This window comes from Sphingopyxis sp. GC21 (genome assembly GCF_025727575.1).
GTDB classification, from domain to species: Bacteria; Pseudomonadota; Alphaproteobacteria; order Sphingomonadales; family Sphingomonadaceae; genus Sphingopyxis; species Sphingopyxis terrae_A.
Genome location: NZ_CP095845.1, coordinates 3,385,236 through 3,397,912 on the forward strand (window position 1 = coordinate 3,385,236; position 12,677 = coordinate 3,397,912).

14 protein-coding genes are annotated in these 12,677 nt (G+C 63.7%); 3 read left to right on the plus strand and 11 right to left on the minus strand.

All coding sequences use genetic code 11. The features are described 5' to 3' along the window. Nucleotides 1–94: 94 nt before the first annotated feature. The 7 genes from MU856_RS16290 to MU856_RS16320 form a co-directional block, all read right to left on the minus strand. Complete coding sequence (locus MU856_RS16290; protein WP_058810817.1) at nt 95–592, minus strand: DUF4402 domain-containing protein; 498 nt, start codon at nt 590–592, stop codon at nt 95–97. A 284-nt stretch (nt 593–876) separates the two neighbouring features. Then, on the minus strand, nt 877–1,836 hold the full coding sequence (locus MU856_RS16295; RefSeq protein WP_263587949.1) for a ParB/RepB/Spo0J family partition protein: 960 nt from the start codon (nt 1,834–1,836) through the stop codon (nt 877–879). Beyond that, nucleotides 1,837–2,619: a ParA family protein gene (locus MU856_RS16300; protein ID WP_003042095.1), complete on the minus strand. Its 783-nt coding sequence runs from the start codon at nt 2,617–2,619 to the stop codon at nt 1,837–1,839. Next, complete coding sequence (gene rsmG, locus MU856_RS16305; RefSeq protein ID WP_263587950.1) at nt 2,616–3,272, minus strand: 16S rRNA (guanine(527)-N(7))-methyltransferase RsmG; 657 nt, start codon at nt 3,270–3,272, stop codon at nt 2,616–2,618. The genes MU856_RS16300 and rsmG overlap by 4 nt, the downstream gene beginning before the upstream one ends. Before the next feature lie 196 nt (nt 3,273–3,468). Beyond that, nucleotides 3,469–5,340: a tRNA uridine-5-carboxymethylaminomethyl(34) synthesis enzyme MnmG gene (gene mnmG, locus MU856_RS16310; protein WP_263587951.1), complete on the minus strand. Its 1,872-nt coding sequence runs from the start codon at nt 5,338–5,340 to the stop codon at nt 3,469–3,471. Between the two features lie 86 nt (nt 5,341–5,426). Then, the gene (gene mnmE / locus MU856_RS16315) at nt 5,427–6,731 is read right to left on the minus strand and encodes a tRNA uridine-5-carboxymethylaminomethyl(34) synthesis GTPase MnmE (RefSeq protein WP_263588989.1); all 1,305 of its coding nucleotides are present in this window, start codon (nt 6,729–6,731) and stop codon (nt 5,427–5,429) included. Between the two features lie 23 nt (nt 6,732–6,754). Next, a complete protein-coding gene (locus MU856_RS16320) occupies nt 6,755–7,051 on the minus strand; it encodes a DUF6489 family protein (protein ID WP_263587952.1) in 297 nt (98 codons plus the stop codon). A gap of 92 nt (nt 7,052–7,143) precedes the next feature. Here MU856_RS16320 and MU856_RS16325 point away from each other — a divergent pair, with 92 nt between their 5' ends. From MU856_RS16325 to MU856_RS16335, 3 genes are read left to right on the plus strand one after another with little or no spacing between them, the layout of a single operon-like run. Beyond that, nucleotides 7,144–7,842, plus strand: a complete 699-nt coding sequence (locus MU856_RS16325; RefSeq protein ID WP_186401464.1) for a dienelactone hydrolase family protein — start codon at nt 7,144–7,146, stop codon at nt 7,840–7,842. Then, nucleotides 7,839–8,249, plus strand: a complete 411-nt coding sequence (locus MU856_RS16330) for a nuclear transport factor 2 family protein (protein ID WP_263587953.1) — start codon at nt 7,839–7,841, stop codon at nt 8,247–8,249. Before MU856_RS16325 ends, MU856_RS16330 begins: the two co-directional genes overlap by 4 nt. Before the next feature lie 15 nt (nt 8,250–8,264). After that, nucleotides 8,265–9,863 (plus strand): FMN-binding glutamate synthase family protein, encoded by a 1,599-nt coding sequence (locus MU856_RS16335; RefSeq protein WP_062901406.1) that lies wholly within the window; start codon nt 8,265–8,267, stop codon nt 9,861–9,863. Here the strand turns inward: MU856_RS16335 and MU856_RS16340 are convergent. From MU856_RS16340 to rho, 4 genes are all read right to left on the minus strand, one after another. Next, on the minus strand, nt 9,860–10,261 hold the full coding sequence (locus MU856_RS16340) for a DUF1489 domain-containing protein (protein ID WP_263588990.1): 402 nt from the start codon (nt 10,259–10,261) through the stop codon (nt 9,860–9,862). The two genes, MU856_RS16335 and MU856_RS16340, sit on opposite strands and share 4 nt — an antisense overlap. 63 nt (nt 10,262–10,324) lie before the next feature. Beyond that, entirely contained in the window at nt 10,325–11,035 is a 711-nt protein-coding gene (locus MU856_RS16345; RefSeq protein WP_062901404.1) for a TerC family protein, read from the minus strand. An 8-nt stretch (nt 11,036–11,043) separates the two neighbouring features. After that, entirely contained in the window at nt 11,044–11,337 is a 294-nt protein-coding gene (locus MU856_RS16350; protein WP_263587954.1) for an antibiotic biosynthesis monooxygenase family protein, read from the minus strand. Between the two features lie 6 nt (nt 11,338–11,343). Continuing rightward, nucleotides 11,344–12,600 (minus strand): transcription termination factor Rho, encoded by a 1,257-nt coding sequence (gene rho, locus MU856_RS16355; RefSeq protein ID WP_003042126.1) that lies wholly within the window; start codon nt 12,598–12,600, stop codon nt 11,344–11,346. Nucleotides 12,601–12,677 lie beyond the last annotated feature (77 nt).

Here is a 12,677-nt window from a genome sequence, read left to right on the forward strand (position 1 = left end):
CGAAAAAGGGCCGCCGGAGCTGGTATCCGGCGACCCCTTTCGATGGCCGGCACGCCCACAGGCGCGCCGATCCCCCCCACCTGATAATCAGAGTTTACTGGTAGTTGGCAGTGACGTTGAACGTGCCGCTGTAATCGCCAGCCGTCTGGTTGGCGCCAACGCTGAGCGTGCCGCCGACCTGAAAGCTGCCGCCGGTCGCACCGAGCGTGACGTTCGTCGCCGAATAGCTGAGCGTCGAGTTCATCGTGCCGCCAAGCGATCCGTTGAGCGTGACATTCGCGTCGCCACCGACCACGACAACCGCACCATTGGTGCCGGTGATGTCGAAATTGGCCGCCGTCGTGGTGCCGGTGCAGGTCAGTCCGGTACCGCAGGTCACGCCGCCCGCGGTCGACACCGCGACCGTCGAGGCGGTCGCGCCGCTGATGACGGTCGCGAACTGCAGATCGCTGGTGTTGGAGAGCGTGATCTGGCGAAGGATCTTCGCCTTCGCCGTACCCGTGGCCGTCGCCGCATGCGCCGCGGGGGCGTTCATGGCGAGAGCAGCAATCGCGGCGCCGATGAGGGCGCGCTTCATTCCAATGGTGCGCATAAGTTGGTCCCTTGAACAGTCGATAATCGAATGGAAATCCCACCCCATTCGCCGCCCCCTTTAGCGGGCGACCGGTTCAGCTTTTGCCCAACAAGCATGGTTAACAGCGCATATAGAATTGGCCCGCCTTGCAGGATGCAAGCGAGCAAAAACAAGGCATTAAGCCAGTTTTCGGCCAATCCTGGGGATTGCCGTCACCCCTTTAACGGCCCGCAGCGGGACAGATTAAGCGCATCGGACAGAAAAATATCGGCGGCGAATCGCCATGGCCCGGCGCGCGCCGATCAGATCGATTCGCCCGACAGCCGCTGGCAGATCATGTCGAGCTGGTCGAGCGACGCGAATTTCAGGGTCAACGCGCCCTTGCCGCCGCCCGCATAGTGAATCGCAACGCCAATTCCGAGCAGCTCAGACAGATGCCGTTCGACCGCGACGATGTCGGGATCGCGCCCGCCGCCAGCCACGCTCGGGCTTTCGGCGGGCGCCTTGCGGCCGCCCCCCTTCGCCTCGCGCACCAGCGCCTCGACCGTACGCACCGACAAGCCTTCCTGGACGACCCTGCGCGCGATCGCCTCGGCGCCGTCGGCCCCGATCAGCGCGCGCGCATGACCCATCGACAGCGATCCGTCACCGACCAGATCCTGCACTTCGAGAGGAAGGTCGAGCAGGCGCATAAGATTCGCAACATGGCTGCGCGACTTGCCGACCAGCTTTGCCAGCGCTTCCTGGCTGTGACCGAAATCCTCGATCAGCTTGCGATAGGCGCTCGCCTCTTCGATCGCGTTCAGATCCTGGCGCTGGATATTCTCGACCAGCGCAATCTCATAGGTCGCAGCGTCGTCGAGTTCGCGCACCAGCGCCGGGATCTGGTGCAGCCCCGCGCGCTGCGCTGCGCGCCAGCGGCGTTCGCCGGCGACCAACTGGTACCCCTCGCCTCCCGGCGCGCGCCGGACGATGATCGGCTGCAACAGGCCGCGCGTCCCGATCGAATCGGCAAGCTCGGCAATCGCATTTTCATCGAAGTGGCGGCGCGGCTGGCCGGGAAGCGGGCGAATCGCGCCCACCGCGATATGCTGCACCGAATCGCCAGCAGGTGCCGTCGTCGCCGGGCGGGCGGCACCGGGACTCGCGAGTACCGGAGCTTCTGCCGCCACGTCGCCGAACAGCGCGTTCAGCCCGCGGCCGAGTCCCGACGGGCGTTTGCGCGGCGCAGATGGTCCAGTTTCGTCTTTATTATCAGCCATTTATGCAGCCTTGCGAACATTGGGCAGGCGGTCAATCAATTCGCGCGCGAGCGCGATATAGGCGGCCGATCCAGCGCAGCGATGATCATAGATCAGCGCCGGAAGACCGTGGCTCGGCGCTTCCGACAGTCGCACGTTGCGCGGAATGACGGTCTGAAAGACCACCGGCCCCAGCACTTCGCGGACATCGTCCGAAACCTGGTCTGTCAGCCGGTTGCGGCGATCGAACATCGTCAGCGCGACGCCCAGAATCGACAATTTCTGGTTGAAGCGACCGCGCACGCGCTCGACCGTAGTGAGCAGCTGGCTCAAACCCTCGAGCGCAAAAAATTCGCACTGCAACGGCACGATCAGCGATTCGGCGGCAATCAGCGCGTTGAGCGTCAGCATGCCGAGCGACGGCGGACAATCGATCAGGCAGATATCCCACTGCCCCGCCTCGGCACTCGTCAACGCCTGCTCAAGGCGATGGAGCCGATCGGCAAATTCGATCAGTTCGATCTCGGCGCCCGACAAATCGACCGTCGCCGGGACAATATCAAGCCGCGGCACTGCCGTCGGGACGGCACAATCGGCCAGCTGTGCATCGCCGCGCAGCAATTCATAACTCGAAAATTCGCGCTGCGACTGCGCGATTCCGAGCCCCGTCGAGGCGTTGCCCTGCGGATCGAGGTCGATGATCAGCGTGCGCCAGCCCGTCGCCGCAAGCGCGGTCGCCAGATTGATCGCGGTCGTCGTCTTGCCGACTCCGCCCTTCTGGTTCGCCACGGCGATACGGATCATCGCTTTCCTCGCTGCTTTCCACCGATCGTCCCCACGCCCACCAATATCTGGCTGTCGGCGTCGGTCCGGCTCTGTTCCACGTGAAACATTCTCTGCCATGGCTGCGGCAGAGATGCCAGTTCCTTAACTGCGTTTCGCCCCTTTGGCAGCAGCCACCGCGTCGATTCGGTGGAAAAACGCGTGGATAAGGCGATCAGCTTGTCGAGCGGCGCAAAGGCTCGCGCGCTGATCGTCGCGGCGGGGCGCGTCGCGATGCGTTCGAGCGGCGCTTCGACAACCTCGACATGCGCAAGGTTAAGTTCACCCGCGACCGCCCGCAAAAAATCGCAGCGCCGCCGCCGCGATTCGACAAGCAGCATCGGTCGGGGCGACAGGATAGCGATGACCAATCCTGGCAACCCTGGTCCACTGCCCAGATCGATCCAGAGCCCCTCGCCCGCATCGTCGAGCCCCAGCAACTGCGCGCTGTCGGCGATATGCCGAACCCACAAGGTCGGTATTGTCGATGCAGCAATCAGATTCTGCTGGGCGTTCTCCTCCACCAGCATCGCGGCAAAGCGATCAAGCTGCGCCCATTGTTGGTCGGTTGGCGCGAAGGCCGCCCCGATCCAACTGCGTGCTTCCGCTTCGCTTGTCAGCAATTCAACCGTCATGCGTAAATTGTCCTGTCGATCAATGGCCGTCGACCTCACCCCGCCCTGGTGCCTTGCGAGCGGTATTCGAGTCCCGCGGCGCGGGCGCGAGGCCTTTCACACGGACCTGGTTCATTGCCAGCCAGCTGGGGGAAGCGCCGAGAAGCATCCGTCACCTGACCGATCACCCCTGGGAGAATTGTCGGCTACGCACACCTCACGCCGCCCGTCGCCGACTATGCACCATGATCGCAGTCAGTGCAGCGGGGGTCACGCCGTCGATGCGACCCGCCTGGCCCAGCGTTTCCGGCCGCGCTTTGGTAAGCCGCTCGACCATTTCTCGCGACAAGCCGCCGATCGCAGCATAGTCGAGCGCGGGGTCAAGCAGGATGGCCTCATTCGCCGCGAGCGCACGCAGTTCAGCCTCTTGCCGCGCAATGTAGGGCGCATAGTGGGCGTCCTCAGCCAGTTCGGCGAGCAGGGTCGGGTCGATGTTGGCAAGCTCCGGCGCGAGCACCGCAAGGTCGCTGATCGCGACTCCCGAATAGCGCAACAGGTCAATTCGCGTCCGCGGCGCCCCGTCGCCCGGCAATGCCAGGCCGATAGCGGCATAATCGGAGCTCGTTACCGGCGCTGACAACAGCTCCGTTGCTCTCGCGCGTTCCGCCATGCGCGCTTCGAACTGCACCGCCGTCGCGGGTCGCACCAGCCCCAACGCGATTCCCTTCGGCGTCAACCGCGTCGCGGCGTTGTCGGCCCGCAGCCGGAGACGATATTCGGCGCGCGCGGTGAGCATGCGATAGGGCTCGGTGACACCCTGCAAAACCAGATCGTCGACCATCACACCAATATAGGATTCGGACCGATCGAGGATGAGCGGCTCGCGGCCCTGCACCGCAAGCGCGGCATTCGCACCCGCAACCAGACCCTGTGCCGCCGCTTCCTCATATCCGGTGGTGCCGTTTATCTGGCCCGCGCACCACAGACCGGCAATTGCACGCACCTGCAGACTGCGATCGAGCGCCCGCGGATCGATATGGTCATATTCGACCGCATAGCCGGGCACCGTCATCTCGACGCGTTCCAGACCCTCCATCGTGCGCAGCATCGCGAGCTGGACATCGGCAGGTAGCGAGGTCGAAATGCCGTTCGGATAGACGAGCGGCGAATCGAGCCCCTCGGGTTCGAGAAACACCTGATGCCCCTCGCGGTCGGCGAAGCGGTGGATCTTGTCCTCGATCGACGGACAGTAACGCGGCCCAGCCGCCCCGATCGCACCGGTGAACAGCGGCGAGCGGTGGAGATTGTCGGCGATGATGCGGTGCGATTCGGCATTGGTGCGCGTAATCGCGCAGAAAATCTGCGACACTGTCCGCTCGCTGTTCCACGTGGAACAGGTCCAACGCGCGCCTTCAGTGCTGTCCGAGGGTTGCTCCTCGAGCCGCGCCCAATCAATTGTGCGCGCGTCGAGCCGCGGCGGGGTTCCGGTCTTGAGCCGCGCCATCGGCAAAGCCGCGGCACGCAATTGCTCGGCTAGCCGATGTGCGCCGGCTTCGTCGACCCGCCCGCCCACCATGCGCTCCTCGCCCCGAAACAGGCGTCCGCCGAGGAAGGTGCCCGTCGCAAGCACCACAGCCGGCGCGACGAGCCGCGTCCCATCGCCCAGTTCAATGCCTTCGACACGGGCACCGCCTTCGCGAAGCACCAGCGACGCGGCCTCGCCGGCCACGACGCAAATCGCCTCCTCCGCTGCAAGCAACGCCTGGATCGCATCGCGATAGAGTTTCCGGTCGGCCTGGATACGCGGGCCTTGCACCGCAGCGCCCTTCGACGCATTGAGCATCCGATAGTGAATCGCGGCGGAATCGGCGGCGCGCGCCATCCAGCCATCGAGCGCGTCCACCTCGCGCATCAGATGGCCCTTGCCGAGTCCGCCGATCGCAGGGTTGCACGACATTGTCCCGATCAGCGCCGGGTCGAAACTGACGAGCGCAACGCGCGCGCCGAGCCGTGCAGCGGCCCCCGCGGCTTCGGTCCCGGCGTGTCCCCCGCCGACGACAATCACGTCGAAAATCTTGCTGCTGTCCATGATTGCCGCGCCTTTAGCCGATTCGGCGGGGTCGGTCTACGGCGCCCGCACGCATGCCGGCTGCACGAGCTGTTCCACGTGGAACATCATTTGCCGATGCAGAAGCGTCCGAACAATGCATCGAGCATATCCTCGACGCCAGCACGCCCGGTGATCCGGTCGAGCACACCTGCGGCAAGCCGCAGGCGCTCGGCAATAAGAATGAGGTCGCCCGCCTCGCGCGAGAGCGGGTCGATGCCAAGCCATTGTTTCGCGTCGGCGATTGCAGCGCGTTGACGCTGGCGTAGCGCCGCTTCGCCTTCGCGGGGCAGCAGCGTTCGCGCCATGTCGACGATCATGCCATGCAACGCCTCCATCCCTTCGCCCGTCGCCGCCGACAGGATCAGGTCGCAGCGCGCCGCATCGGCTTCGGCAGCGGCGTCGCCGCGCCAGCGGTCGGCTTGCGCCGCAATCAGGATACAGCGGGGATGGTCGGGGGCGTCACGCGGCGGGCCGAGCCACAGGACGATGTCTGCGGCCTCCACCGCGGCGCGTGCGCGATTGATACCGATCGCTTCGACGACATCGGCGCCTTCGCCGCGCAATCCCGCGGTGTCCGAAAAGCGCATCGCAATGCCATCGAGCGCCAGCGGGGTTTCGATGACGTCGCGGGTCGTCCCAGCGACGGGCGATACGATTGCCAACTCACGCTGCGCCAATGCGTTGATAAGTGTAGACTTTCCGGCGTTCGGCGGCCCGGCGATCACCACCGACAGTCCGTCTGCAATCACTTCGGCCGCCGGTCGCGCCAGCCACTCGCCCAACTCGGCCGCCAGCGCCGCCATTCCCGCAACCAACCGTGGGGCAGCGCCTTCGTAAACATCGACGTCATCCTCGTCGGCAAAGTTCAACTCGGCCTCGGCCGCCGCCATCAACGCCAGCAAGCGTTCCTGCCACGCGGCCACCGCGCGCGACACATGGCCGCTGGCTAGCCCGAGCGCCTGCACCCGCTGGCTTTCGGTTTCGGCGGCAAGCAAATCGGCAAGCCCCTCGGCCTCGGAGAGATCGATCCGGCCATTCAGAAAAGCGCGCCGTGTGAACTCGCCGCCCTCGGCGCGGCGCAGCCCAGGAAGCGCTGTCAGCGCCGCTTCGACCGCTGCGACGACTGCACGGCCGCCATGCAGATGAAACTCGGCCAGATCTTCGCCCGTCGCCGTATTCGGTCCCGGAAACCAGAGGATGAGCGCCCGATCGAGCGGCGCTCCCGTTGCATCCTTGAGATCGGCAAGCGACGCATGCCGCGGCGGCGGCAGACGCCCCGCTAACGCCCGCACGGCATCGGCGGCGTGCACACCGCTGACCCGCACAACCGCGATCGCGGCCGGCGGCATCCCGCTCGACAGGGCAAAAATTGTTTCGCTTGCCGGCGTGTTGATCAGCGCTTGCTTCCCCGCGCCGGCTTGTCCTCGTCATCCTTGGCCGCGGGCTTCGCCGCCGCCCCCATCAGCCCGCCACCGAATTGACCGAGCAGCGACTGAACCAGGTTCAATCCACTCTCGCCCATCGGGACCCAGCTCTTGACCATCGACTGGACCATGTCGGGCGTGATCCCCTTCGCCATCAGTTCCTTGACGCGGCTGAGGTAGATGTCGTGCAGCGGCTCGAGGTCGGGAAGTCCGAACAAGCGCCGCGCCTCTTCGGGCGTGCAATCGACCTCGATGTTGAACTTCATTGTTTTCCGCCCTTTCCGCGCTTGAGCGTCGCCCTGTCGGCGGCTAGCTTCGCGCTTTCACAGCCAATAAGCAAGAGTCAGGAGAGCCCCTCATGTCGCCAACCAACAGCGAAATCGCCGCACTCGACGGCGAAGGCCGGATTCCCGCCTATGTCGCGCGGCCCGATGCCGACACGACGCGCGCCATCATCGTAATCCCGGAGATCTTCGGCGTGAACGAAGGCATCCGCAAAAAGGCCGACGACTGGGCGGCGCTCGGTTATCTGGCCATCGCCCCCGACATTTTCTGGCGGTTCGCGCCCGGTGTCGAACTCAGCCCCGATATCGAGGCCGAATTTCAGGAAGCGCTTGGCTATTTCGGCCAATATGATGCCGACCTGGGCGTCAAGGATATCGAGGCCGCGATCCGCTGGCTGCACAGCCAGGGCGCGACCAAGGTCGGCTGCGTCGGCTTCTGCCTTGGCGGACGGCTGGCCTATATGGCGGCGACGCGAACCGATATCGACGCTTCGGTCGGCTATTATGGCGTCATGATCGACACGATGCTGAACGAGGCGCACGCGATTGCCAAGCCGCTGATGCTCCACATTCCGACCGAGGATCATTTCGTCGATCATGCCGCGCAGGCAAAGATCCACGAAGCGCTCGATCCCAATCCCAAAGTTACGCTCCACGATTATCCCGGCCTAGACCATGGCTTCGCAGCAACGATGGGCAATCGCCGCAACGACGATGGCGCGCAGCTTGCCGATAGCCGGACGCGCGATTTCTTCGCCGAGGCTCTTGCATGATCGCCGGGTCCGGCGTCCATCCCGGACTTGCCGCCTGGCACGCCTATATGGCGGCGGGCGGCGATCCGGAAGCCTTGCGCGCGATGCTGGCTGACGACGCGGTATTCCATTCGCCCGTCGTTCACTCGCCGCAAGAAGGCCGCGACAAGGTGTTCGCCTATCTGCACGCCGCGAGTCATGTGCTCGGCGGTGAAAATTTTCGCTATCTGCGCGAAATCGCCGACGGCAACCAGGCTTGCCTCGAATTTTCAACCGAACTTGAGGGAATCCACATCAACGGCATCGATATAATTCGCTGGAACGACGACGGAAAGATACAGGATTTCAAGGTTATGGTTCGCCCGCTCAAGGCGATCAACAAGGTTTGGGAGAAAATGGCGGCGATGCTTGCAGCGCAGGCGGGCTGACCGCGTTTCCCTGTCATGCGCCGATGGATCGTCATTCCCGGCCTGATCGCTGCGATTGCGCTGGCGCTATGGTGGGCGCCCGCGCGCTGGAGCTTGCTGATCTGGACGCCGTTGCTGCTCGTGGCGCTTTACGACGTCATGCAGTCGCATCATTCGCTGCGCCGCAACTATCCACTGATCGCGCGCATCCGCTGGCTGTTCGAGGCATTGCGGCCTTTTCTTTACGCTTATGTCGTCGAAAGCCCGCTCGACGGCCGTCCCTTCGCGCGCAACGAACGCGATCTGGTCTATGCCCGCGCCAAGGGGCAGCTCGACAGCCATCCCTTCGGAACCGAACTCGACGTCTATTCGGACGAATATGAATGGATGAGCCACAGCATTGCGCCCGCAGAAGCGCATGACCGGACGCGGCGGGTCCGCGTGGGAACCGCACAATGCGCACGGCCTTATGATGCAGCGCTCCTCAATATTTCGGCCATGAGCTTTGGGTCGCTCGGCGCCAAGGCGATCGAGGCGCTCAATCTTGGCGCCAAGGCAGGCGATTTCTACCACGATACCGGCGAAGGCGGCTTCAGCCCCTATCACCGTGTCCACGGCGGCGACATCGTCTGGGAATTGGGCAGCGGCTATTTTGGTTGCCGCGATGATGAAGGTCGTTTCGACCCCGATCGCTTTCGCGATGCCGCGCAACATGATCAGGTCAAGATGATCGAAATCAAGCTCAGCCAAGGCGCGAAGCCGGGGCATGGCGGCGTCTTGCCAGGCCCGAAGGTGAGCGCCGAGATCGCTGCGACGCGCGGCGTTCCCGAAGGCAAGGATTGCGTGTCGCCGGCCGCGCATTCCGCTTTCTCGACGCCGATAGAAATGGTCGAATGGGCGGCGAAGCTGCGCGATCTCACCGGCGGAAAGCCGGTCGGGATCAAGCTCTGCGTCGGCCAGCCGCACGAAATCTATGCCGTCATGAAGGCCATGCTCGAGACGGGAATCCGCCTCGACTATATCGTTGTCGACGGCGCCGAAGGCGGCACCGGCGCTGCTCCGGTTGAATTTTCGAACCGCGTCGGCATGCCGCTTCGCGAAGGCTTGATCTTCGTCCGCAACGCGCTTGTCGGCTGCGGGCTCAAGGAAGAAATCCGTCTCGCCGCCTCGGGCAAGGTGCATTCGGGCGCCGGGCTCGCGGTCAATTGCGCCCTCGGCGCCGACTGGTCCAACGCGGCGCGCGCTTTCATGTTCAGTCTCGGCTGCGTCCAGTCGCTCAAATGCCACACCGACGAATGTCCGACGGGAGTGGCAACGCAGGATGCCGGACGCCAACGCGGTCTGGTCGTCGAGGACAAGGCCGAACGGGTCCGCCGGTTCCAGGCGTCCACCGTGTCGGCGCTATGGGATATCAGCTGCGCAATGGGGCTCGACGATCCATGGCAGATAAGGCCGCACCATCTCCACGAGCGGCTGAATTCGGCACGCTCGGATTCGATCGACCGCATCTACAGCTTCTACCCGCGTTCCATTCTGCTCGACGATCCGGGATCGGTCGCCAGCGCGCGCTATTGGGCCATGGCGCGTGCCGACAGCTTTCGCGCCGCGATCGAAGGCACGCCCGGTGAGCGCTAGATCAGGCTGATCGCCGCCAATTCGCGATAGAGCTCGGGCGGCAGATCGCCGATTCCGCTCGCGCCATCCGCAGTCTTGGGCGCATCGGCCTCGCTCAGATAACGCCAGCCCTGGTGCGCACGCTTGGGCTGCGGATGAACGGGTTCGAGCCTGGCCGCACACACAATATCGACCCGCCCATCATCCCGATCGTCAAAAGCCAGGATTTCGACGCGCCCGACGATCATGTGACGAATGATGAAATGCAATCTTCCGCCGATCAATTCGTCCGCACGTTTCGGCTTGAACCGCGTCATGAACCGCACTTCGCCCTGCTCTGCACGTGCGGCAATCCGCGCATCCAGCGACGGATAGTCGGGACAACCCACAGCAACACGGGTGAGATGGAGCTTTGCCATATCCTCCAAATGGGGATTCCGCCGCTAAAAGAAAAGCCGGCCTCTCACGAGACCGGCTTTTGTTCAGCCGAACAATGTTCCTAGCCCGACCGCGGGGTCGATCCAGCCTTCGTGGATCATCTTGACCGCGACATAGAGGATGACGGCAAGGCCGACATAGGCGATCCAGCGATAGCGCTCGATATATTTGGCGATGATATTCGCCGCGATACCCATCAGTGCGACCGCGAAGATCAGCCCGACGATCAGGATGCCCGGATGCTCGCGCGCCGCGCCGGCAACCGCAAGCACATTGTCGAGACTCATGCTGACGTCGGCGATCGCGACCGCCCAGGCGGCGGCGGCAAAGCTTTTGGCAGGCTTCAACCCCGAATGTTCGTCGCCCTCAATCTCGGGTGATCCGGCCGAATGCGCGCCTTCGCGCAGTTCGCGCCACATCTTCCAGGCGACCCAGATCAGCAGCAGACCGCCGACGAAGATCAGACCGACGATCTGCATCAACTGCGTGACGACAAGGGCAAAGGCAATGCGCAGGACGAGCGCCGCCAGAACGCCGATCAGGATCACCTTCTTGCGCTGATCGGCGGGCAGACCTGCGGCGAGCGCGCCGACGACGATGGCATTGTCGCCGGCCAGCACGATGTCGATCATCAGCACCTGCACGAAGGCAGCGAGCGCGGCGGGTTCAGTGATGTTCGAAAAATCGGCGACGATGTGCGACCAGATTTCGCCGAACCCACCGGGCCCGGCAGTGGCCGCCGCCTGCGTCAACATGTCCAAAATCACACAGCGTCTCCGAAATAGCTCACCCCCGGCACGGGGTCGTAAAAGCGATGCAGCAGCGCCCGCCACCGTTCATAGCGGCCGGATCGACGAAAACCATCGCGATGATCCGCGACCGTTCGCCATTCTGCCAACAACAGATAGGGCTGTCCGGTTCCCAACGGCCGACGAAGGGTCAGCGAAATGAAGCCGGGCGAGGCTTCGATCAGTGGCCGCGCTTTGGCGATGGCCGCTTCGAATTCCACTTCCATTCCAGGCCGGACCGGCAGCAAGGCATGCTCGATCACGGCCATCGCGGCTTACTGGTTCATGCTGTCGAAGAAATCTTCGTTGGTCTTGGAATCCTTGATCTTGTCGAGCAGGAATTCCATCGCATCGACCGTGCCCATCTGCATGAGGATGCGGCGCAGCACCCACATTTTGCTGAGCTTGTCCTTCTCGACGAGCAGTTCTTCCTTGCGGGTGCCCGACTTGCCGACGTCGAGCGACGGGAAAATGCGCTTGTCGGCGACCTTGCGGTCGAGGACGATTTCGCTGTTACCCGTGCCCTTGAATTCTTCGAAGATGACTTCGTCCATGCGGCTGCCGGTATCGATCAGCGCGGTCGCGATGATCGACAGCGATCCGCCTTCCTCGATATTGCGCGCAGCACCGAAGAAGCGCTTGGGACGCTGAAGCGCGTTCGCATCGACACCGCCGGTCAGAACCTTGCCCGAGCTCGGCACTACGGTGTTGTACGCGCGGCCGAGGCGGGTGATCGAGTCGAGCAGGATGACGACATCCTTTTTGTGCTCGACTAGCCGCTTCGCCTTTTCGATCACCATTTCGGCGACCTGGACGTGGCGCGTCGCGGGCTCGTCGAAGGTCGAGGAGACGACCTCGCCATTGACGCTGCGCTGCATGTCGGTGACTTCCTCGGGCCGCTCGTCGATCAGCAGGACGATCAGATAGACCTCGGGGTGATTGTCGGTGATCGCCTTCGCGATATTTTGCAGCAGCACCGTCTTGCCCGTGCGCGGCGGCGCGACGATCAGCGCGCGCTGGCCCTTGCCCTGCGGGCTGACGAGATCGATCACGCGCGCCGACTTGTCCTTGACGGTCGGATCGATCGTATCGAGCTTGAGCTTCTGGTTCGGATAGAGCGGCGTCAGATTGTCGAAATTGACGCGGTGGCGCACGACCTCGGGATTGTCGAAATTGACGCTGATCAGCTTGGTCAGCGCGAAATAGCGTTCGCCGTCCTTCGGCGCGCGAATTTCGCCCTCGACGGTGTCGCCGGTGCGCAGACCATATTTGCGGACCTGATTGGGCGACACATAGATGTCGTCGGGACCGGCAAGATAATTGGCTTCGGGACTACGCAGAAAACCGAAGCTGTCGGGCAGAACCTCGATCGTTCCCGATCCGATGATTTCCTCGCCCTCTTCGGCGAGCTCCTTGAGGATCGAGAACATCAGATCCTGCTTGCGCAGCGTCGAGGCGCCCTCGACGCCCAGCTCTTCAGCCATTTCGACGAGCTGCGCGGGCGATTTTGTCTTGAGTTCTTTAAGATGCATGGATGGATTCCAGGTAACAGAAATATAGGAAAATTCGTTCGATACAGCGCACCAGGCGGTGCCTATCCGGCCGGGGG

What these genes read in the sequence shown, in the direction of transcription:
- MU856_RS16290 (WP_058810817.1), bottom strand. Translation starts at nt 592, where the DNA reads ATGCGCACCATTGGAATGAAGCGCGCCCTCATCGGCGCCGCGATTGCT.
- rsmG (WP_263587950.1), bottom strand. Translation starts at nt 3,272, where the DNA reads ATGACGGTTGAATTGCTGACAAGCGAAGCGGAAGCACGCAGTTGGATC.
- MU856_RS16295 (WP_263587949.1), bottom strand. Translation starts at nt 1,836, where the DNA reads ATGGCTGATAATAAAGACGAAACTGGACCATCTGCGCCGCGCAAACGC.
- MU856_RS16330 (WP_263587953.1), top strand. Translation starts at nt 7,839, where the DNA reads ATGATCGCCGGGTCCGGCGTCCATCCCGGACTTGCCGCCTGGCACGCC.
- MU856_RS16345 (WP_062901404.1), bottom strand. Translation starts at nt 11,035, where the DNA reads ATGTTGACGCAGGCGGCGGCCACTGCCGGGCCCGGTGGGTTCGGCGAA.
- MU856_RS16350 (WP_263587954.1), bottom strand. Translation starts at nt 11,337, where the DNA reads ATGGCCGTGATCGAGCATGCCTTGCTGCCGGTCCGGCCTGGAATGGAA.
- MU856_RS16335 (WP_062901406.1), top strand. Translation starts at nt 8,265, where the DNA reads ATGCGCCGATGGATCGTCATTCCCGGCCTGATCGCTGCGATTGCGCTG.
- MU856_RS16300 (WP_003042095.1), bottom strand. Translation starts at nt 2,619, where the DNA reads ATGATCCGTATCGCCGTGGCGAACCAGAAGGGCGGAGTCGGCAAGACG.
- MU856_RS16340 (WP_263588990.1), bottom strand. Translation starts at nt 10,261, where the DNA reads ATGGCAAAGCTCCATCTCACCCGTGTTGCTGTGGGTTGTCCCGACTAT.
- mnmG (WP_263587951.1), bottom strand. Translation starts at nt 5,340, where the DNA reads ATGGACAGCAGCAAGATTTTCGACGTGATTGTCGTCGGCGGGGGACAC.
- rho (WP_003042126.1), bottom strand. Translation starts at nt 12,600, where the DNA reads ATGCATCTTAAAGAACTCAAGACAAAATCGCCCGCGCAGCTCGTCGAA.
- MU856_RS16320 (WP_263587952.1), bottom strand. Translation starts at nt 7,051, where the DNA reads ATGAAGTTCAACATCGAGGTCGATTGCACGCCCGAAGAGGCGCGGCGC.
- MU856_RS16325 (WP_186401464.1), top strand. Translation starts at nt 7,144, where the DNA reads ATGTCGCCAACCAACAGCGAAATCGCCGCACTCGACGGCGAAGGCCGG.